Source organism: Streptosporangium sp. NPDC049644 (assembly GCF_040675205.1).
Taxonomy (GTDB): domain Bacteria; phylum Actinomycetota; class Actinomycetes; order Streptosporangiales; family Streptosporangiaceae; genus Streptosporangium; species Streptosporangium fukuiense.
Genome location: NZ_JBFAOJ010000009.1, coordinates 107,183 through 128,519, shown reverse-complemented (window position 1 = coordinate 128,519; position 21,337 = coordinate 107,183). Strand labels below are relative to the sequence as shown.

Genomic DNA, 21,337 nt, shown 5'->3' with positions numbered 1-21,337 from the left:
CGTGGACGGCGATCGTCTCGCCGGGCGTTCGGGGTTCACCGCCGCGTTCTCCCCTCCGGCCGCCCGGTGAAGGCCGTGCCGGCCGAGGGGCTGGAGGTGACACCGGGCGGGAAGGTGTGTTCATCGCGCTTCGGGCGTAGGCTCACTGGGCGTGGATCTCGACTTCGTCTGTGTGCACGCCGGAAGGGCGGCTTCCGAGCTGACCCGGCGTGATGTTGCCCGCGCGCTGCTCGCCGTGCCGTCCGGGGTGGCGCTGGTGGCGCTGCCCGATCTGAGGCGGGCGCTGCTGGCGGCGGGCAACCCGCTGTCGGTGCCGTTCTGGGACTCCGCGAAGGCGACCCTCAGCGCGATCGAGTCCGGCGGCGCGACCGTGGGGGACGTGCAGCGCTGGATGGAGTCCACGGGCACCGAGCCGCTCCTGCTCACCCGCAGCTTCTTCGTCTGGCCTGAGGAGGACGAACGGGGACCGGTCGGCGAGGAGATGTTCAACCGGCTGGTCGCCTACCTGGAGGAGCGGGTCGCCGCGGGGGAGATCGACCCGGACGCGCTCGCACGGGGCGACGAGCAGGCCAGGGAGGTCTACGCGGACTTCCAGGAGCGCTGGCTCACCGGTCCGCTGCCCGACGGGCGGGTCCCGGGAGCCGCGGTCTCCGACGAGCAGGACGAGGAGCTGTTCGCCGCCTGGGACGAGGAGGAGGCGTTCGCCCTGGGCGAGCTGCGGCGCATCCTGGCCGAGCTGCCCGAGCCCGAGCGGCCTGTTAGAGAGCTGCGGGCCGCGGCCACCCGGCTGCGCGAGGTGCTGGCCGGCCCCGGCTATCCGGGAAACGTGCTGCGGGCCTGCGCCGGGTACGAGGGGGAGCCGCTGCCGGCCGACGACGAGGAACTCTGGCTGACCGTCACGGCGGGTATCGCGGGGCCGATCTCCGACCTGCCGGAGGAGGAGGACCGGCTGGAGGTCTTCACCGATCTGGACGGGGAGCTCAGCCACGAGGACTCGGTGCTGGCCGCCCTGTGCGCGATCCACCACGCCGACTGGCTGGCCGTGGTCGCGGCCCTGGCCAGGCGCGGTCCCGGGGTGCTGGCCTCACCCGAGCGGATCGCCCGGCTCATCGCCGAGTCGGAGGACATCGACGTCGACATGGACGAGCCGGAGGATCTGGAGGCGGCCGAGACGCTCTTCAGCTCGGTCACCCCGCTCTGGGCGTGCCTCGGGATCGTCGACAGGACCGAGGTGCTCACCCCGCTGGGCCGCTGGGGCCTGCCCAAGGCGCTGGAGCGAGCCTGGTCCTCGACGGACGCCCTCGGGGACTGAGCGGGCGAGGGCCGCGGACCGACGGCCGGGACGCGCGGAGGGGCCGGTCGGCCAGGTCCGGAGAACCGGGTGCCCGCCACACGGCCGCCGAGGTCAGGCGTCCTCGTCCAGGAGGTCGAGGTAGCTCTCCGGCACTAGGTCCTGGTACTCGGGGTGGCGCCGGATGTAGCGGGCGACGAACGGGCAGAGCGGCACGACCATCCGGCCGGAGGCGCGGCTCGCGTCGAGAGCCGCGGCGGCCAGCCGCCCGCCCAGGCCCCTGCCCTCGAACTCGGGGAGGATCTCGGTGTGCGTGAAAATGATCTTCCCGGATCGGAGCCGGTACGCGGCGAACCCGGCGACCCCGCCGTCCAGCAGGATCTCGAAGCGGGCGGCCTCGTGGTTGTCGGAGACCTCGATGTCGTCGGCCATGCTCGTCCTTGGGGTGTCGGCCCTGCCGGGCGGGTTCTTCGCGTGCCGAGCCGTCACCGGCCGGGGTCACGGGTCCGGCGGTGCGGGTGATCGCCCCGATCACCCCCGGCCGTCCCTCGACCGCCTCCGGCAGGCCGGGGACGTACGCGGAACCGGACTAGGGGGCGGTCGGTGTCGTGGTGCCGGCGGTGCTCCGCTGATTCCTCAGCTCGGCCTCGGAGGGGACCTCGATCCTGGAGATCTGCCTGCGCATCGACTTGACGAGCAGGTAGAGGGCGAACCCCATCGCTGCCACGACGAGGAAGCCCACGAGGCCCGGGTTGACGACGGACTCGTCGAGGACGTTTGGTGTAATCACACGTCAAGTCTGCCACCGCCACCCCACGGTCGCGTCAGTGGCAGGCGTGCGAGACCGTGTCCGCGTGGATTCCGGTGAACAGGTCGTCCTCGGGAAGCTCGACGTCCACGAGCGCGCGGGCCAGGTGGTAGTCCTCGGTCGGCCAGATCTCACGCTGCAGGTCACGCGGGCAGACGAACCAGAAGCCGTCCGGATCGACCTGGGTGGCGTGCGCGAGCAGCGCCTCGTCGCGGATCTCGAAGTAGTCGCCGCAGGGGACCCGGGTGGTCACCGGCCACTTCTGCGGGCGGTCCTCCCAGCGGGAGATCCAGTCGGCGTAGGGGGAGCCCATGCCGCGGGAGTTCATCGCCTCGTGCAGCGCCTCGAACCTGTCCTTGGTGAAACCCATGTGGTAGTAGAGCTTCAGGGGCTGCCAGGGCTCGCCGGTGCCCGGGTAACGGTCGGGGTCGCCCGCCGCCTCGAACGCCTCCACCGAGACCCGGTTGGTCATGATGTGGTCGGGGTGCGGATAGCCGCCGTCGTCGTCGTAGGTGAGGATGACGTGCGGCCTGAACTCGCGGACGGCCGCAACCAGCGAGGCCGAGGCGGTCTGGAGGGGCTGCAGGGCGAAGCAGCCCTCGGGTAGCGGTTCGCTCTCGTCCTCGGGCAGGCCGGAGTCGACGAAGCCCATGAAGCGCTGCCGTACGCCGAGGATCTCGCGGGCGCGCTCCATCTCCAGACGTCGCACCTCGCCGATGTTCTCCAGGATCTCCGGGCGCTCCATCTTGGGGTTCAGGATCGACCCGCGTTCGCCCCCGGTGAGCGTACAGACCAGCACGTCCACGCCCTCGGCCACGTAGCGCGCCATGGTGGCGGCGCCTTTGCTCGACTCGTCGTCGGGATGCGCGTGGACGGCCATCAGCCTGAGTGGTGCGCTCACGGGCTCGGTGTCTCCTCTGTGTCGGTCGCGCTTCGGATCGTCGTCGGTCGCCTCGCGGGCGGCCTAACCTGGCCGTATCCCCCGCTCCGCTCGACGCGGTGCCCCGCGCGCCCTTGGCTTACGTCACTCTGTGAAGAGGTTAGTTTCTCTTGGGCGGTCGCGAGGGCGAGGCCCCCGCAGGGGACAATTGTCTCGGATAACACCGAGGTAGTGCAGGGAGATTCCGTCATGGCCACCAGCGAAGCCGAGAAGGGCCGTCAGAACGGCCCGATCCTTGGCACCCCGGACGATTTTCCCGACCGTCCGGAGCGCAGGGGACGCTTCGTCGTGCACGTCGTGATCGCGATCCTCTGCGCCGTGTGCGCGGGGGGCTGGGGCTATGTGATGTGGGCGTCCAAGGGCAACACGGAAGTCATCGACCAGCTCATCGCATTCGATGCCAGCCGCGGCGATTCTGTGCAGATCATGTTCGAGGTCGTCAAACCATCTGATCGCGCGGCGCTCTGCCGGCTGCGGGCCACCGACGTCAGCCACGTCGAGGTCGGCAGCAAGGAGGTCAATATTCCGGCTGGTGAGGGGTATGTTCGGCTTACTGAACAGCTAGAGACCAGTGCTCAGGCCACTTCTGGTCATGTCCAGTACTGCTATCTCGTATAGTGAGACATTTGAGGAGGCGGACGAAGGCCTAACTTGTTAGCCTGTCGAGATTCGACCGTCCGCAACCCCCAAGCACGAAGCCCCCTAGAGGAAGCAAGGAGAACCCGTGGCCGACTCCCACAACGAGAGCGTCACCTGGCTCACTCAGGAGGCGTACGACCGCCTGAAGGCTGAGTTCGAGCATCTCTCGGGGCCCGGGCGCGTCGACATCGCCAAGAAGATCGAGGCGGCCCGCGAAGAGGGCGACCTGAAGGAGAACGGTGGCTACCACGCCGCCAAGGACGAGCAGGGCAAGATGGAGGCCCGCATCTTCCATCTCCGTCAGATCCTGGACAGCGCCAAGGTCGGTGAGGCGCCCCGTACCGAAGGCGTGGTGGGCCCAGGAATGACGGTCACCGTCCGTTTCGAGGGCGACGACGAGGAGGTCGCCTTCCTGCTGGCCTCCCGCGAGGAGAGCGGCGCCCCGATCGACGTCTACTCGCCGAAGTCGCCTCTCGGCTCGGCGATCAACGGCAAGAAGATCGGTGAGAAGGCGACCTACACGATGCCGAACGGCCGGTCCAACACCGTCGAGATCCTCGAGGCCGTGCCGTACGTCGGCAACTGACCTCCCCATACTCCGTTGATCCGTTGATCCGCCGGGACGGGTGTCCCGGCGGATTGCCATGTCTTGGAGGATTTGGCGGGAGTTTTGTAGTCTTTCGGCCGTATTGCAGATAAGGCGCTTTTTGGTGGGTTCGCGTGCATCGCCGGGCGGTGTACGGCACCCTCGTAGGGCCGGCCCGGCGGGAGAAGGGGATATGTCGTGTTCGATCGGCGGCCACGTGTCTCCGACCTGATTCGGGAGGCCCGCCAGGACCTCGCCTACCGTCCACGTCTCCGCCACAGCCGCGCCGCCCGCCTGATGAGGCAGGCGGTCCCGATCCTCGCCGTTCTGCTCGTCGGCGTGCTGGCCATCGGTCTGATGATCTACACGCAGATGCCGGAGGCCGATCCGGAGACGGTCACCATGCGCAGGTCCGTCGCCACCGTGCCGACCCAGGTGGCGAAGCCCGCCCAGCCCGCGCAGGCGCCCGCTCCGGTGGCGCCGCTGACCTCGATGCGGAAACCGCATCTTTTCGTCGTGGCGCCCAAGCCGCTCAGCTCGGCGGTGGTGGCCAAGGTCGCCCAGCTCTCCGGGGTGCGGGCGGTGGAGCGCGCCGACGCCGCGGAGGTGATCCTGGACGGCAAGCGGGTTCAGACGCTCGGGGTGAACCCCTCGACGTTCCGCGCCTACACCCCCAAGCCGACGGCGCGCTCCGACAGGCTCTGGCGGAACGTCTCGGCGGGGGAGGTCGCCGTCTCCTTCGTCCTGGGCAACGACGGGGGCATGCCGCTGGGCAAGACGTTCACCACCGCCGGGCAGAACCTGAGGGTCGGCGCCTACGCCACGATGGGCATGGGCGCCATCGACGCGGTGGTCTCCCGGCCGACCGCCCGCGCACTGGGCATCCCGGAGAACAACGCGCTCGTGGTGAGCGCCCCGAAGGCCGACTCCGCGAAGCTGCGTCGCGCGCTCCTGCGCGTACTGCCCAAGGGAGGGCAGGTCGCCGTGATCAACCCGGTGCTGACGGCCCCCCGGAGCACGAACTGGCCGGCCGGTTCCTTCCCGACCACTCCCCAGATCAGGACCGCGCTCACCGCCGCGATCAGCAAGCTCGGCCGCCCGTACGTGTGGGGCGCGGAAGGGCCGGACAGCTTCGACTGCTCGGGCCTGGTCCAGTGGGCGTACGCCCAGGCGGGGATCACGGTGCCCCGGGTGACGCACCAGCAGTTCGTCTCGGGCCCGCAGATCCCGCTCGCCCAGGCACAGCCGGGGGACCTGCTGTTCTGGCGGCACGACCCCACCAACCCCGGTTACGTCTCGCACGTGGCGATCTACTGGGGGGACGGCAAGATGCTGCACGCTCCCAGGACCGGCGACGTGGTCAAGCTCGTCCCCGTCACCACCCGCAACTTCGCCGGGGCCGTGCGCGTCAGCCCGGCGGTCGCCGCCCGCGTCCGCTAGGCCCCCTGGGCCTTTCGCCTACCGCGTACCGGTGAGCGGGAGGCCGGCGGCGAGCTGGACCAGGGCGGTGTCGAGGAGGTCGGGCAGGTTCTCCGAGGGGTTCGCGGCCCAGCGGGCGACGGAGGGGAGCATGGCCCCGAGCACCGCGGCGGCGAAGGTCTCGACGGAGAGGTCGCGGGGATCGCGGCCGGTGCGGGAGGCGATCTCCGTACACATCGCCGTGTGCGTGCCGGCGGCGGCCTGGAGTCGCCTGGCCCGCAGCGCGGGCACGGAGAGGACGAGCCGGGCCATGGCGGCGGCCCGGGAGAAGTCCTCGGCGTGGAAGCTCTCGAACACGGCCCGCACGGCCTGCCGGAACGCGTCGATGGGCGTCGCCTCCGGGCTGCTCTCGCGGAGCGCGGAGACGATCAGCGAGTCGTACCCGTCCTGGACGACCACGTCCTCCTTGGTGGGGAAGTAGCGGAAGAAGGTGCTCGGCGACACCTCCGCCGCCTCGGCGATCTGCTCGACGGTCGTGGCCTCGTATCCCCGCTCGGCGAACAGACGCAGCGCGTGCTCCTGAATCGCACAGCGGGTCTTCGCCTTCTTGCGCTCACGCAGCCCTCCGGCGCGTTGGGGTGATCTCATTCGCCGATTCTCGCGCCTGTGCGGGCCACCGTGGACAGCGGCGGTGAACGTTGTAATCTAAATTACATGGAAAAAGATAAAACAGTGGAGAAGCTGCGCGGCTGGTTCTCGGGAAGGCTGCCCCGGGAATGGTTCGAAGGCGAGCCCGAGATCGTGCTGGACCGCGAGGAGATCGCGGTGGTCGGCCGGCTCCGGGCTCCCGCGCTCGGTGACGACGTCTCGGAGGTGGAGCGTTCCGCCGCACTGGAGGGCGGCATCCTGCGCTTCCGCGAGGAGACCAGGGAGCGGCGCGTGGAGATCGCCCTGGAGGCCGAACACCTGTTCCGCAGGAAGGTCTCCTGGGGGGTCGCGGTCGGCGGCGAGACGGTGATGTTCACCACACTGTCGGTGCCCGTCATGACCAGGCTCAGGCAGTCGGAGCGCCGGGTGCTCGACACCCTCGTGGCCGCGGGGGTGGCCCGCAGCCGCAGTGACGCGCTCGCCTGGTGCGTACGTCTGGTGGGCGACCACACCGACACCTGGCTGGCGGATCTGAGGGACGCGCTACGGCATGTCGACCGTGTCCGGGCCGCCGGACCCGACGTGAATTCCTGAGGCTGGGCAGCGGGAATGGCCGATAAATTGGTCTGAACCTGTCGGCCGATTGGTTTAGACCTTTCTCATTGGCCTATACCAGTGCGGGAAAAGCTTTTTTAGAGCCGTTTTTTCTGGGTAGGGGGCTGCACAGCCCTGCGGCTCCTGCCAGGCTATACACCGCAGGAGACGCCGAGCCGGAAGCGCCTTGACATCTGATCGCGCGAATTCACTGGTCTACGCCAATTGGATTAAGCGCGGTTCCGTCGTTAATGATGTTTTGGCCCCGTGAAGCGTAAAGGAGCCCGAGCAGTGTCCCTTACCGTAGACGTGAACACCACCAGCCCGACCAGTCATGCGGAACTGGCCGAATGGGTCAGGGAGATCGCCGAGCTGACACAGCCGGACCGGATCGAATGGTGCGACGGCTCCGAGGTCGAATGGACGCGCCTGACGAACCTGCTGGTCGAGCGAGGGACCTTCACACGCCTGGCCAAGCGGCAGAACAGCTTCCACGCCGCCTCCGACCCCAGCGACGTCGCCCGGGTCGAGGACCGGACCTACATCTGCTCGGAGCGCGAGGAGGATGCCGGGCCGACCAACAACTGGATCGCCCCCGCCGAGATGCGCCGCACCTTCGGCGAGATCTTCAAGGGCAGCATGCGCGGCCGGACGATGTACGTCGTGCCGTTCTGCATGGGGCCGCTGGGCGGTGAGATCTCCCAGCTCGGTGTGGAGATCACCGACTCGCCGTACGTGGTCGTGTCGATGCGCGTCATGACCCGGATGGGCGAGGACGCGCTGCGGCTCATCGAGGAGCGCGGCGGCTACGTCAAGGCGGTCCACTCGGTCGGCGCCCCGCTCGAACCCGGCCAGGACGACGTGCCGTGGCCGTGCAACGCCACCAAGTACATCAGCCACTTCCCCGAGACCCGCGAGATCTGGTCCTACGGCTCGGGGTACGGCGGCAACGCCCTGCTCGGCAAGAAGTGCTACGCGCTGCGAATCGCCAGCACGATGGCCCGGGACGAGGGCTGGCTGGCCGAGCACATGCTCATCCTCAAGCTCACCCCGCCTTCGGGGGAGACGCGCTACGTCGCGGCGGCCTTCCCGAGCGCGTGCGGCAAGACGAACCTCGCCATGCTCCAGCCGACCATCCCGGGCTGGAAGGTCGAGACGATCGGCGACGACATCGCCTGGATGCGCTTCGGTGCCGACGGAAGGCTGCGGGCCATCAACCCAGAGGCGGGCTTCTTCGGCGTCGCTCCCGGCACCGGCGAGTCCACCAACGCCAACGCGATCGAGACGCTCTGGGGCAACAGCATCTTCACGAACGTCGCCCTCACCGACGACGGTGACGTGTGGTGGGAGGGACTCACCGACCAGCCCCCGGCGCACCTGACCGACTGGAAGGGCCGTGACTGGACGCCGGAGTCCGGCGAGCCGGCCGCGCACCCCAACGCCCGCTTCACGGTCCCCGCCGCGCAGTGCCCGACGATCGCCCGTGAGTGGCAGGATCCCGCGGGCGTGCCGATCTCGGCGATCCTGTTCGGCGGGCGCCGCGCCAGCGCGGTCCCGCTGGTGACGGAGGCGCTGAGCTGGCAGCACGGCGTCTTCATCGGGGCCAACATCGCCTCGGAGAAGACCGCCGCCGCCGAGGGCAAGGTCGGCGAGCTGCGCCGCGACCCGTTCGCGATGCTGCCCTTCTGCGGCTACAACATGGGCGACTACTTCGCCCACTGGCTCAAGATCGGCCGGCGGGAGAACGCCGAGTTGCCGCGCGTCTACTACGTGAACTGGTTCCGCAAGAACGACGAGGGCAAGTTCATCTGGCCCGGGTTCGGGGAGAACTCCCGCGTGCTCAAGTGGATCGTCGACCGTCTCAACGGCCAGGCGGAGGCGGTGCGCACCCCCATCGGCCTGCTCCCCGCCGAGCTCGACACCGACGGTCTCGCGGTCTCCGAGGAGGACATGCGGACGCTGCTCAGCGTCGACGAGGAGATCTGGCGGCAGGAGGCGGCGCTCATGCCCGCCTTCTTCCAGACCTTCGGCGACCACCTGCCCCGCGAGCTCTGGGAGGAGCACGAGGCACTCGTCGCCCGCCTGGGCTGACAGCTGCAAAGGGGTCGAAGACGGGGGAAACTTCTGACAGGCTGTGCGCGTCCAATCGGATACACGGGACGTCACGCCTGCGATCCCTTTCCCCCGAGGAGGCGGATATGGGGTTCCCGCTGTTCGTCATCGCCTTCGCCGCCGCCCTGGCCGTCGTCTCCACGGCGTTCACGCTCGGCCGTGAGCACCGCCGGGTCCGCTCGGCGGTGACCCGCCACCACGGCGGGCCGCCGACCCCCTATGAGCTCGCCTACCTCTCCGGAGGCCCGCGCCGAGTGGTCAACACCGCGCTCGGCATGCTGGCCAAAGCCGGGGTGATCCGGGTCTCGCGAGGCGGTCAGGTCAGCCTGGTCGCCGGGGCCGTGCCCTCTCCCGACCCGATCGAACACGCCGTCACGGCGGCGCTCGCCCAGCGTGGGGGCGCCGCCCCGGTGGGCGAGCTCCGCCACGCGGTGGCCGCCGGACAGGCCGTCGACGGCCTGCGCTACCGGCTGCTGGGACTGGGCCTGCTGGTGCCCGAGAGCGCGCTCGACCACGCGCGGGGACTGCTGAACCGGCTCCTGGTCACCTCGATCGTCACGCTGGTCCTCGCGGTGGGCATCCTGATCGCGGGCGCCAGGGGAAGGCTCGGCGCCGCGGCGCTGCTGGTCGCACTTATCGCGGCGCTCCTCGGGTTCTCCGTCTACGCGCGGCACAAGCGGCTGCTGCGCGACGTCCTGAGCCACGCGGGCCACGACGTGCTCACCTCCGCCCGCGGGACCTATGTCCGGGGCGCCCGCCCCGTCGCGCCCGACCTGGCCTTCGCCGTCGGCATTCCCGTCGCCCTGTACGGGCTGGGGGAGCTCGACGAGCCCGGCCTTGTGGAGGAGCTCCAGCGCCAGAGCGCGAGTGGTTCCGGGAGCGGCTGCGCGGTCGGCGCCTGCGGTGGCGGCGGCGGTGACTTCGGATCCGGGAGCTGGGGCGACTCAGGTGGCGGATCGAGTGACGGTGGCGGATCGAGTGACGGTGGCGGGTCCGGTTGCGGTGGCGGGTGCGGGGGCGGCTGCGGTGGGTGAGCGTCCCCCGGTCGCCGCGGCGAGGACGGTCGCCGGCGGGGCGCTCCCGGCGGCGGCCGGGCCGGCCGTGGGCATCGGCTGGCGGCCGGAGATCGACCTGACCGTGGAACGGCTGCCCGGGGTCGACTTCGTCGAGGTCGTCGCCGAGAACGTCGACCCGGCCCGGCTCCCCGAGTCACTGCGGGTGCTCCGCGCCCGGGGCGTGCCGGTGATCCCGCACGGCGTCGGGCTGGGCATCGGCGGTGCCGAGCATCCCGACCCTCGGCGGCTGGCGCGGCTGGCGGACTGCGCGCGCGCCCTGGAGGCGCCGCTGGTCAGCGAGCACCTGGCCTTCGTCAGGGCGGGCGGCATGGAGGCCGGCCACCTGCTGCCGGTGCCGCGTACCAGGGCCGCGCTGGCCGTTGTCGCGGAGAACGTGCGGCGGGCACAGGAGGCGCTTCCCGTCCCGCTGGCCCTGGAGAACGTCGCGGCACTGTTCGGCTGGCCGGAGGACGAGATGACCGAGGCCGCCTTTCTCGGAGAGCTGGTGGAGATGACCGGCGTCGGGCTCCTGGTCGACGTGGCGAACCTCTACACGAACCAGGTCAACCTGGGGCTGTCGGCCACCGCCGCGCTGGACGGCCTGCCGCTGTCCGAACTCGCCTACGTCCATGTCGCCGGGGGCCACTCCCGCGGAGGGCTGTGGCACGACACCCACACCGCCCGCGTCCCCGAGGAGGTGCTGGACATCCTCGCGGAGCTGTGCGCCAGGGTGGATCCGCCGGGAGTGCTGCTCGAATGGGACGACGACTACCCCAGCGACGGCGCGCTGGAGCGGGAGCTGGGCCGGATCCGCGGCGCGATGTCCGGTGTCTGAGGACGCGGCCAGGGAGGCGCTGGCCGGGGCGCAGGCAGCGCTGCTGGCCGCCCTGGTGGCGGGGGAGGAGGCACCGCCGGGGTTCGACAGGGAGCGGCTGCTGATCCAGGAGTCCGGCCTGATCTCCAAGCGGCGCAGAACGGTGGCCCGTCTCCGGCCCGACCTGGCCGCGCTGCTCGGCGACGGCTTCGCCGCGGAGTTCGACGCGTACGCGCGAGGCCGCCCCAAGCCGCCGGGCGGCTCGCACGCCGACGCCCGCGACTTCGCCGACCGGCTGCGCGCGGCGGGGCGGCTGCCGAAGGAGTCCGTCACCCCTGGGCCCCGCCGATGGTCGCCTTTCGCCAGGCGCCGTTAGAAACTTGCGGCCTTCCCTGTTCGTCCACTGGGTAGTGGACCTCGGGAAGGGAAGTCGTCCCGGAGGTCGGCATGCACATCGCAAAGATCATCATCACCGTGCTCGTCGTGCTCCTCCTGGTCGCCGGGCTGGTCGCGCTACGCCTGGCCGTGCACTCCTCGCGCGCACGCCGTTCGACCGGCACCGGGGGCCGGAAGACCGGAGCGACGGCCGCCAGGGGCTCTATGCTGCGGAGGCGCCGTCGGTTAGGTTGAGCCGGTACATGATCGAGTGCCTGTGCCGGGAGCGACCGTGGGGAATTCCGCCGATCACGCGACCTGGCCGCTGCGCCCCGAGGACGAGGGGACGCACCCGGCCGGTGCCGAGCCGCTGTGGAGCGAGTCGGTCTACCTGGACTTCACGACCGAGGACGGCGCGCTCGCCGGTTACGTCCGGCTGGGCCTGTATCCCAACTGGAACCGCGCCTGGTACTGGGCGTGCCTGGTCGGCGTGGGCAGGCCCACGGTGCTGCTGGTCGACCACCATGTCCCGCTCCCCGGTCCCGACCTCGCGGTGCGGGGCGAGAACTTCCAGGCCACCCACGACGTGACGCTCCCCATGCGGTCCCTGCGGGTGAGCCTCGAGGCGGGGGCGGCCGCCGTCCTCTCCGACCCCGCCCTGGCGTACCGGGACCTGGACGGCGCCGCCACGACCTCCCTGGCGTTCGACCTGGAGTGGCGGAGCGCCGGCGAGGCATACCCCTACGGCTTCGTCCCGCGCTACGAGGTCCCCTGCGAGGTCGAGGGGACCATCCGGGTCGGTGGCGAGGAGATCGCCTTCTCCGGTCATGGTGAGCGCGACCACAGCTGGGGAGAGCGTGACTGGTGGGGGCCGTCGTGGCTGTGGAGCTCGGGCCGGCTCGACGACGGCACGTTCTTTCACGGCATGCGGGCGAACGTCGGCTTCGAGATGCCCTGGCCATGCTTCACGGCTCCGCCGGGCGGGGCGCTGGAGCACCGTGAGGGCTTCACCGCGGCGAGCGAGTTCGGGGAGGACGGATTCCCGTCCAGGGCGCGGCTGGAGGTGCCGGGGATGCCGATGACCGTCGTCCCGCTCGCCTTCGCCCCGGTCGCCATGACGTCGCCGGACGGGGAGATCGCCCGGTTCCCGCGTGCCCTGTGCCGGTTCGAGGCCTCCGACGGGCGCCTGGGGTACGGATGGACCGAGTGGCACCAGCCGCCCGGCTGGCGGGGACATGGATGGCGTTGATCACGTTTTGATGGTCTGAGCCGGGGATACCCTCTCTGAGGTGGGGGGAGTGCGTTGTCTTGATGGTTCTTATCTGACCGTTACGCCGGTGGCGTGCCGGGACAGTGTCGGTACGCCGTACGAGATAACGCTCGAACTCCATCGCGACGGCGCGTTGTACGGGACGGTGGGGGAGCGCTGCGGCTGGACTCTCAGCCGGCTGGCGCGCGGGGTCGCCGAGGCCCGCGCCGGCCACGAGGCGCGGTGGCCCGATCCCGACGACCGCTTCCCCGGTGACGCGGAACTGTTCGCCTTTCGTTACCGGGCCAGGAACGGGGTCGTCGGCGGGGGTGAACTCCGCTGCCAACTGCGCACCATTCCGATCTGGGTTCCCGGACGGCGCGGCCCGGCCGGGGCATGGCGGCTCACCAGGAGAGCGTTCCTGGAGGCATGGGGCGGCGGCGGAGTGGGTATGCGCGCCGTGCTCACTTCTGCTGAGCTGGGGGTTTTCGTGGAAGACATCATCGCGGAAGCCGAAGGATGCCTAGGACCATACAAACCGGGCAAGTCGGCCAGATCCCTGTAGAGGGGGCGGAGGGGTCCGCGGGACGGCGATAATTGCCTGTCGGCGCCCATTCATGGCGGGTGCTGAGGGAGGGGCTCCAATGGGCGTGCGCGATCTCGTCTATCGACTCTACGAGCGCCGGCTCGAAGCGAAGCTGTCCCGTCAGCGGGAGATGTTTCCCCGGCACGTCGGCGTGATCGTTGACGGTAACCGTCGCTGGGCACGCTCGATGGGCATCGACGACGTGAGCCGCGGACATCGCAAGGGCGCGGACAAGATCTCGGAGCTGCTCGGCTGGTGCCGCGAGGCCGGTGTCGAGGTCGTCACCGTGTGGCTGCTCTCCAGCGAGAACATCAACCGTTCCAAGGACGAGCTGGACCCCCTGATGAAGATCATCGAGGACGTGGTCCAGGAACTCGTGGCCGACGGCTGGCACATCAAGCCCATGGGTGCGCTAGATCTTTTGCCGGATCACACGGCCCGTGTGCTCAAAGATGCAAAAGAAGCGACATCACATCGTCCCGGTTTGATTGTGAACGTTGCCGTTGGGTATGGAGGAAGGCGTGAGATCGCTGATGCGGTGCGCTCCCTTCTCCAGGAGCACGCGAGCAAGGGCGCGAGCATCGAGGACCTTGTCGAGGTCCTCGATGTGGAGCACATCGCGAAGCATCTCTACACGCGCGGCCAGCCCGACCCGGATCTGGTCATCCGTACTTCGGGAGAGCAGCGGCTCTCCGGCTTCCTGCTCTGGCAGAGCGCCCACTCCGAGTTCTACTTCTGCGAGGCCTACTGGCCTGACTTCCGCAGGGTCGACTTCTTGCGGGCCCTCCGCTCGTACGCCGCGCGGCACCGTAGGTACGGTTCCTGAAACAGCACATGAACGACCCCTTTCGGTCAGTCTTAAGCAGTTGGAAGTAGGGCATTCAGGACGTACCGTAAGAAGTAGGAGAGCACGACTCACCTACGCCGGAGAGGGCCCGCCTTTGCGTCACGATTCGCTGAGGAGGGCCGGTCGCCGGTCCCTGCTCGGCATTCTCGTGAGCGGGTCCGAGGCCGGTCCGCATCCCAGCTCATGGCAGGGCGCCGTCCTTGGCGCCCGGGGGAGAACGCGTGGCAAACCCTTCGTCCTCACCCACGTCGCCGGCAGTCAAGCGGCGCACGTACGTCCTGGACACCTCGGTGCTCCTGGCGGATCCAACGGCGATGAGCCGTTTCGCCGAGCATGAGGTGGTCATCCCGATCGTCGTCATCACCGAGTTGGAGGGCAAACGCCATCATCCAGAGCTCGGATACTTCGCGCGCAAGGCGCTGAGGTACCTCGACGACCTGAGGGTGACGCACGGACGGCTGGACGAGCCCATGCCGATCGGCGAGGGCACCATCCGGGTCGAGCTCAACCACAGTGACCCGTCCATCCTGCCCGTCGGGTTCCGGCTCGGCGACAACGACACCCGCATCCTGACCGTGGCCCGCACCCTCGCCGCCGAGGGACACGACGTGGTACTGGTCTCCAAGGACCTGCCGATGCGGGTGAAGGCCGCCTCCATCGGTCTCGCCGCGGACGAGTACCGCGCCGAACTCGTGGTCGAGTCCGGCTGGACAGGCATGGCGGAACTCCAGGTGACCTCCGAGGACGTGGAGGTGCTCTTCGAGCACGGCACCGCCGACCTGGAGGAGGCTCGCGACCTGCCCACCCACACCGGCCTGCGGCTGCTGTCGAGCAGAGGGTCGGCACTGGGCAGGGTGCTGCCCGACAAGTCGGTGCGGCTGGTGCGCGGCGACCGCGAGGTGTTCGGCCTGCACGGCCGTTCCGCCGAACAGCGGATCGCGCTCGACCTGCTGATGGACCCCGAGGTCGGCATCGTCTCGATGGGCGGCCGGGCGGGCACCGGAAAGTCCGCGCTCGCCCTCTGCGCGGGCCTGGAGGCGGTACTGGAGCGCCGCCAGCACCGCAAGGTCATCGTCTTCCGCCCGCTGTACGCCGTGGGCGGCCAGGAACTGGGCTACCTGCCGGGTTCCGAGAACGAGAAGATGAGCCCGTGGGCACAGGCCGTCTACGACACCCTGGGCGCGGTCACCACGCCCGAGGTGATCGAGGAGGTGATGGACCGGGGCATGCTGGAGGTGCTCCCGCTCACCCACATCCGCGGCCGTTCCCTGCACGACGCCTTCGTCATCGTGGACGAGGCGCAGTCGCTGGAGCGCGGGGTGCTGCTCACCGTGCTGAGCCGGATCGGCGCCAACTCCCGGGTCGTCCTCACCCATGACATCGCCCAGCGCGACAACCTGCGGGTGGGCCGGCACGACGGCGTCGTGGCGGTGGTGGAGAAGCTCAAGGGGCACCCGCTGTTCGCGCACGTCACGCTGACCCGCTCGGAGCGCTCGCCGATCGCGGCGCTGGTCACCGAGATGCTGGAGGACATCACGATGTGACGGGTGTCCTGGACCTCCAGGCATGATCGTGCGAAGCGCGGTCGCGGGTGCCGTGAGGCATCGCGACCGCGCTTCGCTCGTCGTTCGCGGGTCGGCGGACGCCGGCCGTGGACCACGGCACCGGGCGTCAAGGAGCGCTCACGGCGGCAGTCGTACGCCGGGGGCCGCGAGTTTGCGGAACTCGAAGCAGGTGTGCTCGCCCATCGACTCCGGGACTCCGGGGAAGAGCCGGGTGATCTCGACGCTCCAGATGCTCTCCTGCTTGTTCTGCCGGATGGTGCAGGTGATCTGGGCGAGGCCCTCATTGGAGATCTTGCCCTCGCCCGTGATGATCACATTCAGTCGGTAGCCCAGGCTGTCGTCCGGATCGTTGCGCTGGTCGGTGTTGTCGGAGTACCGGGTGGTCTTGGTGTCGTAGTGGCTGAAGTTGTTGAGCGCGCTGGTCAGCCCCCGTTTCGGCGGCTGCTTGCCCGCCCGGAAGAGGGTGTCGATGATGTTCTTGGCCGAGTCGGAGACCACCGGGATCCTGGCCGGTTCAAGCCGTCCGTCACGGAGCAGATAGACGGTCACCCAGGTCGGGCTGTAGCTGATCACCGGCGGGCGGCCGTAGTCCTGGACCTCGGTGGGAGAGATGCCGCATCCACACAGGACCGCGAGGGCGGCGAGCAGACAGGTGAGGCGCCTCATGCCGGGGGCAGCCAGACGGTGAAGAGGGTTCCCGGCCGCTGCGCGCGGACCGAGATCGTGCCGCCGTGCAACTGGGCGTTGGCCCGCGCGATGGACAGGCCGAGTCCGCTGCCGTCGCCCCGGGCGCCCGCCTTGTAGAAGCGGTTGAACACAAACGGCAGATCCTTGGCCGGGATGCCCTTGCCGTGGTCGCGCACCTTCACCTCCAGGCCGTTCGGGGTGCTGCGGGCGGTCACCATCACGGGGGGCTCCCCGTGGCGTAGGGCGTTGCCCACCAGGTTGGCCACGATGACGTCGAATCGCCTGGGGTCGACGGAGAAGACCAGTCCCTGGGGCACGTTCACCCGCACCTGGTCCGACCAGCCGCGCATCTCCAGGCAGTCCCAGATCACGTCGACGATGTTCACCGTGTCCACGTTCAGCGTCGCGGTGCCCGAGTCGAACCGGCTCGCCTCGATGAGCTGCTCCACCAGGGTACGCAGCCGCGCGATCTCCCGCAGCACCAGCTGCACGGCGGCCGCGGGTTCGGGGGGCAGCCGCTCGGCCTCCTCGGAGAGCATGTCGGTGACCGCGGTCATCGCGGTCAGCGGGGTCCTGAGCTCGTGGGAGACGTCGGCGACGAAGCGGCGGGACATCGCCTCCAGCGAGCGGAGTTCGGAGACGCTCCGCTCCAGGGCGGCGGCGGTGTCGTTGAACGTGGCGGTGAGTTCGGCGAGCTCGTCCTTACCGTGCACGGGCAGGCGGGTGTCCAGGTGGCCGGCGCCGAGCGCGCGGGCCGCGGAGCCGAGCCGCCTGACCGGCAGCAGGAGCTGCCGGGCCGACAGCAGTCCCAGGGCCAGCGCGATGATCAGCATGGCGACGCTGGCGACGGCCAGCGGCTGCCGCAGGCCGCTGAGAAGACGCTCCTCCTCGATGAGGGGGGCGAACACGTAGACGGTCATCCCGGTGGGCTGGGCGGTGTGGATGGGCTCGATCCGCCAGACGGGGGTCCCGATGAGCAGCCACATGTCGCCGTTGATGATCTGCCGCTTGGCGACCATCCGCTGGGTGGCCCTGGCGGCGAGGTCGCCGGGGACGTCCCTGATGCCGAATTCGCCGTCGGGGTAGAGGTAGTCCTCGTAGCGGACCACCACCCTGCCGCCCTGCGGGCGCAGGCTCTTCTGCAGCGCGCTGATCTCGTCGTCGGTCGGCGGGCTGTCCCCGGGCCAGAGCGCGCCGATGGGCACTCTGATGCCCTCCAGGATGTCGCGCACGTCGCTCACGGCGACCTGCTCGGCGCGTCCGATCATGCGGATCTTGACGAACTCGTAGCCGATCCCGGCGACCAGCGAGGAGGCGGTGACGGCGATCAGGGTGAAGGTGATCACCAGACGGCCGCGCAGGCCGGTGTGGGTGCGTTTCACGGTGGGCTGAACCGGTAGCCGAATCCCCGTACCGTGTGGATGAACTCGGGCTCGGCGGGAACCGCCTCTATCTTGGCGCGGACCCGCTGGACGCAGGCGTCGACCAGCCGGGAGTCCGCGACGTGCGTGTGGTCCCAGACGGCCCGCAGCAGGTACCTGCGGTTGAGCACCTGGCCGGGATGGCGGACGAGTTCGAGCAGGAGCCGCAGTTCGGTGGGGGTGAGGTGGACCTCGCGGCCGCTCAGCGACACCTTGAGCGCGCCCCTGTCGATGACCAGGTCGCCGAAGGTGATGCGGTCGGAGGCGACCGACTCCATCCGGCGCAGGACGGCGCGGATGCGGGCGTCCAGGACCCGCGGCTCGACCGGCTTGACCACGTAGTCGTCGGCCCCGGCTTCCAGTCCCACCACCACGTCGAGGTCGTCGCCCCTGGCGGTGAGCAGGATCACCGGCAGCTGGTCCAGCCTGCGGATGCGGCGGCACACCTCGACGCCGTCGATGCCGGGCAGCATGACGTCCAGGATGGCGATCTCGGGGCGGCGGGACCTGATGTGCTCAAGCGCCTCCTCGCCGCTGGCGCACGCGGTGACGGAATGGCCCTGCCGGGTGAGCGCCAGCTCCAGCCCGGTCCTGACCGAGGGGTCGTCTTCGACGAGGAGGATGCCTGCCACCGGGTAATCATTCTCTCAAGGCTTGGATGGATCTGCCAGGTCATGAACCCCGACATAGGGCAAACAGTACCTGAACAAGGCAGTCAAGCCGTGATTCGGGCGCTCCTGTGATCACATAGAGAGGCGAAGGGGCACCGTAGGGTAAAATGTGAGCAAAATCACTCCCATCTTTTCCTTGCCTGGAAAGCGCTCTGGCCTGGTGATTAGCTCAGGAGAAGCCCGGTGGATCTCGTACGGCGCCGACCAACTCTTCCGTTCCGGTTGCGGACCACCCCCCTCCGCACGGCAAGCTCATAGGTCGTGAGTCCAGGATCACAGCAACTGAAGGACCGCTCGGCGGCGCCCCGTGCCCGTCGTTCCAATCGCAGAACGGCCAAGACGAAGACGCCGGGCCGTCTGACCCCCAAGCGTGTCCTGATCCTGGGCACCGCGGTCGTGATCCTGGTGGGTGGCGGAGCCTTCACCGCCTACACCGCGGTGCAGAACGCCTCGGCGCCGCCCACGCAGCCGCTCACCCTGGAAGAGATGGCGCAGGTGCTCGGCTCCGACCCGTTCGGCTCCGACCTGGAGTCCGACATGCTGAAGGCCCAGGCGGCCCAGGCGCTCAAGGCCGACAAGATCGCCGCCGAGCGGGAGAACCGCAAGGTGCTCAGCCCGGTCAAGATCGTTGACGAGGCGCCGGGCGGTGGCGGGTTCAACCCGCAGCGGCTCCCCCCGGGCACCGCCAACCCGACCGGCAACAGGGCACTGGGCAAGCAGATGCTGGAGTCCCGGGGCTGGGCCGACCAGTGGGGTTGCCTGGAGAAGCTCTGGATGAAGGAGAGCGGCTGGAACGAGCGCGCCATGAACACCTCCAGTGGCGCCTACGGCATCCCCCAGTCCCTCCCCGGCCACAAGATGGCCAGCTCGGGAAGCGACTGGCAGACCAACCCGGCCACCCAGATCGAGTGGGGGCTCACCTACATCAAGGGCCGCTACGGCACGCCCTGCGGGGCCTGGGCCCATTCCCAGGCCAAAGGCTGGTACTGAGAGACCAGGACTCGGCAAGTCTGACCGTCTCCCGGCCCCGGGCATCGCACCCTTGGCCGCATGGATGTGAAGGTCAGCGTGGTAGTGCCGGTGCACAACCCCGGTGATGGCGCCGACGCCTGTATCCGGTCGGTGCTGGAACAGTCGATGGCCTCCGACGACTACGAGGTGATCTTCGCCGACGACGGCTCCGACGACGGGATCCAGCAGCGCCTCGACGCCGTGGCCGCGGTGCGGTCGAACGTCAAGGTGCTCCACCTTGAGCGGACCGGCTCGCCGATGCGCGGCCGCAACGTCGCCCTCATGGTGGCCAGGGGCGAGTACGTCTACATGCTCGGCCAGACCGACCGCCTGGAACGGACGGCCCTGGAGCTGATGTACCGGCGTGCCGTGGAGACCGAGGCGGACATCCTCATCGGGCGGCTGGTCGACGACCGGAAGCCGCCCTCCCCGGTCTTCGACGTCAACCGTGAGCGCGCCGACGTGGTCAAGGACCGGCTGCTCACGCTGCTCACCCCGCACAAGCTGTTCCGCAGGGCCTTTCTCGACGACGAGGCGCTGAACTTCTCCGACCCCGGCGGGCTCCTGGCCGAGCAGGCCTTCGTCGTCCGCGCTTACCTGCGGGCCAAGGTCATCGTGGTCATGGCCGACCAGGTCTGCTGTCACGTCGCCGAGCGGCCCGAGCCGCTCCAGGACCCGTACGTCTGGGCCGCCGAGCTGCGCGAGCTGCTCGACATCATCGACGACGAGGTCCCCGAGGGCCGCAGGCGCGATCGGATGTACGCCCAGTGGTTCCGCACCGCGGTGCTGCGGCGGCTCGGCGGGGGTGCGTTCGCCACCTCCTCCCTGGGCCGGGCGGCCACCTTCACGACCCTGCGCGAGCTGGTGGTCCAGCGCTTCCCCCCGCGCCTCGACCTGCTGCTGCCGGTGCAGTTGCGGGCTCGCGCCGCGCTGCTGCGGGCGGGCAGGCTCGACCAGCTCGTCATGCTGGCCGGAGCCAGCCAGGGCATCCACCTCCAGGCCGACCTGACGGACGTCGTCTGGGACGACGGCGTGCTCACCATGGGGCTGACCGTGGAGATCATGCAGTCCGACGGCACCCCGATGCGCTTCATCCCCTACGGGGAGGACGGCCTGCTCTGGGAGCCTCCGGTGCCCCTGGACGGGCTCCGCCTCCCCCCCGAGATGGCCGACGTCAGTCAGGCCGCGGCCAGGGCGCGGTTCGAGGTGTACATCAGACACGAGGAGACCGGGGTCGTCTACTTCCTGCCGGTGGAGTGCTCGATGATCCGCTGCCGGCACCGCAACGGGGTCAGGCTCCAGGTCACCGGCACGGCCCGGCTGGACGTCGACTCGGCGGCCGTGGACGGACCGCTGCCGCCGGGGCTCTGGGAGATCCACGTGCGCATGTACGGGGGGGCTCAGCAGGCCCGGACCCGGGTGACCGGGTCCCCGCTGAACTGTACCGGGGTGGTCGCCGACTACTCCAAACGGCTGGTCGTCCCCTGGTGGTCGGACCGGGGGGAGCTGGGGATCTGCGTGGAGCCCCGCTCGTTCTCCGAGTCGATCGTCCTGGTCTCGCCGGGTACGACGGTCATCAGGCAGCGCAAGTACGTCTTCGTGGTCGTGCCCGTGCCGTACGTGCCACCGAGCGGAGGGCCGCCCGTGGAACTGGTACTCCGCCAGACCACCGGCAGGGAACGCGAGGTCGCCGCGCCCGCCCTGGTCGAGCCGGGCGTCCCCGGGCAGCTCGCCGGGCGGCTGATCGCCAAGGTTCCGACCCGGCTGGCGTACCGGGAGGGGTTCCTCGCGCCGGGCGTCTGGGCGCCCTTCCTACGGGTGGACGGCAAGGAGACCGGGCTCCGCTTCAAGATGGAGATGAACCGCGGCGGGCGGGTGGAGATCCTCAAGTCCGCCGCGGCCCGGCCCCCCGAGCCCTGGTACCCGCTGCTGAAACGCCTCGCGCTGCGGATACCGGGGGTCAGGAACGCGGTCCGGGTCACCAAGACCGTGCAGCGTCGCTACATGCTCAGCTGAGAC

23 protein-coding genes are annotated in these 21,337 nt (G+C 69.7%); 16 read left to right on the top strand and 7 right to left on the bottom strand.

Features of this window, described 5'->3' with window-relative positions; genetic code table 11:
• Positions 1-151 precede the first annotated feature (151 nt).
• Complete coding sequence (locus tag AB0J58_RS07835; RefSeq protein ID WP_364211717.1) at positions 152-1,312, top strand: hypothetical protein; 1,161 nt, start codon at positions 152-154, stop codon at positions 1,310-1,312.
• Positions 1,313-1,405: 93 nt separating this feature from the next.
• Here the strand turns inward: AB0J58_RS07835 and AB0J58_RS07830 are convergent, their stop codons facing one another.
• The 3 genes from AB0J58_RS07830 to mca form a co-directional block, all read right to left on the bottom strand.
• Positions 1,406-1,723 carry a GNAT family N-acetyltransferase gene (locus tag AB0J58_RS07830; RefSeq protein ID WP_364211714.1) on the bottom strand — a complete coding sequence of 106 codons (318 nt, stop codon included), beginning with the start codon at positions 1,721-1,723 and terminating at the stop codon, positions 1,406-1,408.
• A 157-nt stretch (positions 1,724-1,880) separates the two neighbouring features.
• A complete protein-coding gene (locus AB0J58_RS07825) occupies positions 1,881-2,081 on the bottom strand; it encodes a hypothetical protein (RefSeq protein ID WP_364211711.1) in 201 nt (66 codons plus the stop codon).
• Between the two features lie 34 nt (positions 2,082-2,115).
• Complete coding sequence (mca, locus tag AB0J58_RS07820; RefSeq protein ID WP_364211708.1) at positions 2,116-3,000, bottom strand: mycothiol conjugate amidase Mca; 885 nt, start codon at positions 2,998-3,000, stop codon at positions 2,116-2,118.
• 228 nt (positions 3,001-3,228) lie between these two features.
• Here mca and AB0J58_RS07815 point away from each other — a divergent pair, with 228 nt between their 5' ends.
• From AB0J58_RS07815 to AB0J58_RS07805, 3 genes are all read left to right on the top strand, one after another.
• Positions 3,229-3,657, top strand: a complete 429-nt coding sequence (locus AB0J58_RS07815; protein WP_343977741.1) for a DUF4307 domain-containing protein — start codon at positions 3,229-3,231, stop codon at positions 3,655-3,657.
• Between the two features lie 106 nt (positions 3,658-3,763).
• Positions 3,764-4,264 (top strand): transcription elongation factor GreA, encoded by a 501-nt coding sequence (greA, locus tag AB0J58_RS07810; protein ID WP_343977738.1) that lies wholly within the window; start codon positions 3,764-3,766, stop codon positions 4,262-4,264.
• Between the two features lie 198 nt (positions 4,265-4,462).
• A complete protein-coding gene (locus tag AB0J58_RS07805) occupies positions 4,463-5,704 on the top strand; it encodes a C40 family peptidase (RefSeq protein WP_364211704.1) in 1,242 nt (413 codons plus the stop codon).
• A gap of 18 nt (positions 5,705-5,722) precedes the next feature.
• On the opposite strand, the gene AB0J58_RS07800 is transcribed toward AB0J58_RS07805, so the two are convergent.
• A complete protein-coding gene (locus AB0J58_RS07800; RefSeq protein ID WP_364211701.1) occupies positions 5,723-6,331 on the bottom strand; it encodes a TetR family transcriptional regulator in 609 nt (202 codons plus the stop codon).
• 66 nt (positions 6,332-6,397) lie between these two features.
• Between AB0J58_RS07800 and AB0J58_RS07795 the strand changes: the two genes are divergently transcribed.
• The 10 genes from AB0J58_RS07795 to AB0J58_RS07750 all read left to right on the top strand — a co-directional run bounded on the left by AB0J58_RS07795 (position 6,398) and on the right by AB0J58_RS07750 (position 15,507).
• Entirely contained in the window at positions 6,398-6,925 is a 528-nt protein-coding gene (locus tag AB0J58_RS07795) for a hypothetical protein (protein WP_364211698.1), read from the top strand.
• Between the two features lie 291 nt (positions 6,926-7,216).
• A complete protein-coding gene (locus tag AB0J58_RS07790) occupies positions 7,217-9,016 on the top strand; it encodes a phosphoenolpyruvate carboxykinase (GTP) (RefSeq protein WP_364211695.1) in 1,800 nt (599 codons plus the stop codon).
• Between the two features lie 107 nt (positions 9,017-9,123).
• Entirely contained in the window at positions 9,124-10,071 is a 948-nt protein-coding gene (locus tag AB0J58_RS07785; protein ID WP_364211692.1) for a TIGR04222 domain-containing membrane protein, read from the top strand.
• Positions 10,064-10,927: a DUF692 domain-containing protein gene (locus AB0J58_RS07780; protein WP_364211689.1), complete on the top strand. Its 864-nt coding sequence runs from the start codon at positions 10,064-10,066 to the stop codon at positions 10,925-10,927. Before AB0J58_RS07785 ends, AB0J58_RS07780 begins: the two co-directional genes overlap by 8 nt.
• A complete protein-coding gene (locus AB0J58_RS07775) occupies positions 10,920-11,282 on the top strand; it encodes a hypothetical protein (RefSeq protein ID WP_364211686.1) in 363 nt (120 codons plus the stop codon). The genes AB0J58_RS07780 and AB0J58_RS07775 overlap by 8 nt, the downstream gene beginning before the upstream one ends.
• A 71-nt stretch (positions 11,283-11,353) precedes the next feature.
• Complete coding sequence (locus AB0J58_RS07770) at positions 11,354-11,536, top strand: hypothetical protein (protein WP_364211683.1); 183 nt, start codon at positions 11,354-11,356, stop codon at positions 11,534-11,536.
• A gap of 37 nt (positions 11,537-11,573) precedes the next feature.
• Positions 11,574-12,530, top strand: coding sequence for a hypothetical protein (locus tag AB0J58_RS07765; protein ID WP_364211680.1), 957 nt, complete (start codon positions 11,574-11,576; stop codon positions 12,528-12,530).
• 88 nt (positions 12,531-12,618) lie between these two features.
• Positions 12,619-13,095 (top strand): hypothetical protein, encoded by a 477-nt coding sequence (locus AB0J58_RS07760; RefSeq protein WP_364211677.1) that lies wholly within the window; start codon positions 12,619-12,621, stop codon positions 13,093-13,095.
• Positions 13,096-13,174: 79 nt separating this feature from the next.
• A complete protein-coding gene (locus AB0J58_RS07755; protein ID WP_343977706.1) occupies positions 13,175-13,942 on the top strand; it encodes an isoprenyl transferase in 768 nt (255 codons plus the stop codon).
• 242 nt (positions 13,943-14,184) lie between these two features.
• Complete coding sequence (locus AB0J58_RS07750; protein ID WP_343977703.1) at positions 14,185-15,507, top strand: PhoH family protein; 1,323 nt, start codon at positions 14,185-14,187, stop codon at positions 15,505-15,507.
• 138 nt (positions 15,508-15,645) lie between these two features.
• On the opposite strand, the gene AB0J58_RS07745 is transcribed toward AB0J58_RS07750, so the two are convergent.
• From AB0J58_RS07745 to AB0J58_RS07735, 3 genes are read right to left on the bottom strand one after another with little or no spacing between them, the layout of a single operon-like run.
• A complete protein-coding gene (locus tag AB0J58_RS07745; protein ID WP_364211674.1) occupies positions 15,646-16,194 on the bottom strand; it encodes a hypothetical protein in 549 nt (182 codons plus the stop codon).
• Positions 16,191-17,597: a HAMP domain-containing sensor histidine kinase gene (locus AB0J58_RS07740; RefSeq protein WP_343977697.1), complete on the bottom strand. Its 1,407-nt coding sequence runs from the start codon at positions 17,595-17,597 to the stop codon at positions 16,191-16,193. The genes AB0J58_RS07745 and AB0J58_RS07740 overlap by 4 nt, the downstream gene beginning before the upstream one ends.
• Entirely contained in the window at positions 17,594-18,268 is a 675-nt protein-coding gene (locus AB0J58_RS07735) for a response regulator transcription factor (RefSeq protein WP_343977694.1), read from the bottom strand. Before AB0J58_RS07735 ends, AB0J58_RS07740 begins: the two co-directional genes overlap by 4 nt.
• A gap of 300 nt (positions 18,269-18,568) precedes the next feature.
• On the opposite strand from AB0J58_RS07735, the gene AB0J58_RS07730 reads away from it, so the two are divergent.
• Together AB0J58_RS07730 and AB0J58_RS07725 are read left to right on the top strand one after the other, a co-directional pair.
• Positions 18,569-19,297: a transglycosylase SLT domain-containing protein gene (locus AB0J58_RS07730; RefSeq protein WP_343977691.1), complete on the top strand. Its 729-nt coding sequence runs from the start codon at positions 18,569-18,571 to the stop codon at positions 19,295-19,297.
• A gap of 60 nt (positions 19,298-19,357) precedes the next feature.
• A complete protein-coding gene (locus AB0J58_RS07725) occupies positions 19,358-21,334 on the top strand; it encodes a glycosyltransferase family 2 protein (protein ID WP_364211671.1) in 1,977 nt (658 codons plus the stop codon).
• Positions 21,335-21,337 lie beyond the last annotated feature (3 nt).

Bases quoted from the DNA above. Each gene is read 5' to 3' on its own strand.
- AB0J58_RS07755 (WP_343977706.1), top strand. From the start codon at position 13,175: ATGGGCGTGCGCGATCTCGTCTATCGACTCTACGAGCGCCGGCTCGAA.
- AB0J58_RS07815 (WP_343977741.1), top strand. From the start codon at position 3,229: ATGGCCACCAGCGAAGCCGAGAAGGGCCGTCAGAACGGCCCGATCCTT.
- AB0J58_RS07795 (WP_364211698.1), top strand. From the start codon at position 6,398: ATGGAAAAAGATAAAACAGTGGAGAAGCTGCGCGGCTGGTTCTCGGGA.
- AB0J58_RS07745 (WP_364211674.1), bottom strand. From the start codon at position 16,194: ATGAGGCGCCTCACCTGTCTGCTCGCCGCCCTCGCGGTCCTGTGTGGA.
- AB0J58_RS07785 (WP_364211692.1), top strand. From the start codon at position 9,124: ATGGGGTTCCCGCTGTTCGTCATCGCCTTCGCCGCCGCCCTGGCCGTC.
- AB0J58_RS07800 (WP_364211701.1), bottom strand. From the start codon at position 6,331: ATGAGATCACCCCAACGCGCCGGAGGGCTGCGTGAGCGCAAGAAGGCG.
- AB0J58_RS07770 (WP_364211683.1), top strand. From the start codon at position 11,354: ATGCACATCGCAAAGATCATCATCACCGTGCTCGTCGTGCTCCTCCTG.
- AB0J58_RS07725 (WP_364211671.1), top strand. From the start codon at position 19,358: ATGGATGTGAAGGTCAGCGTGGTAGTGCCGGTGCACAACCCCGGTGAT.
- AB0J58_RS07830 (WP_364211714.1), bottom strand. From the start codon at position 1,723: ATGGCCGACGACATCGAGGTCTCCGACAACCACGAGGCCGCCCGCTTC.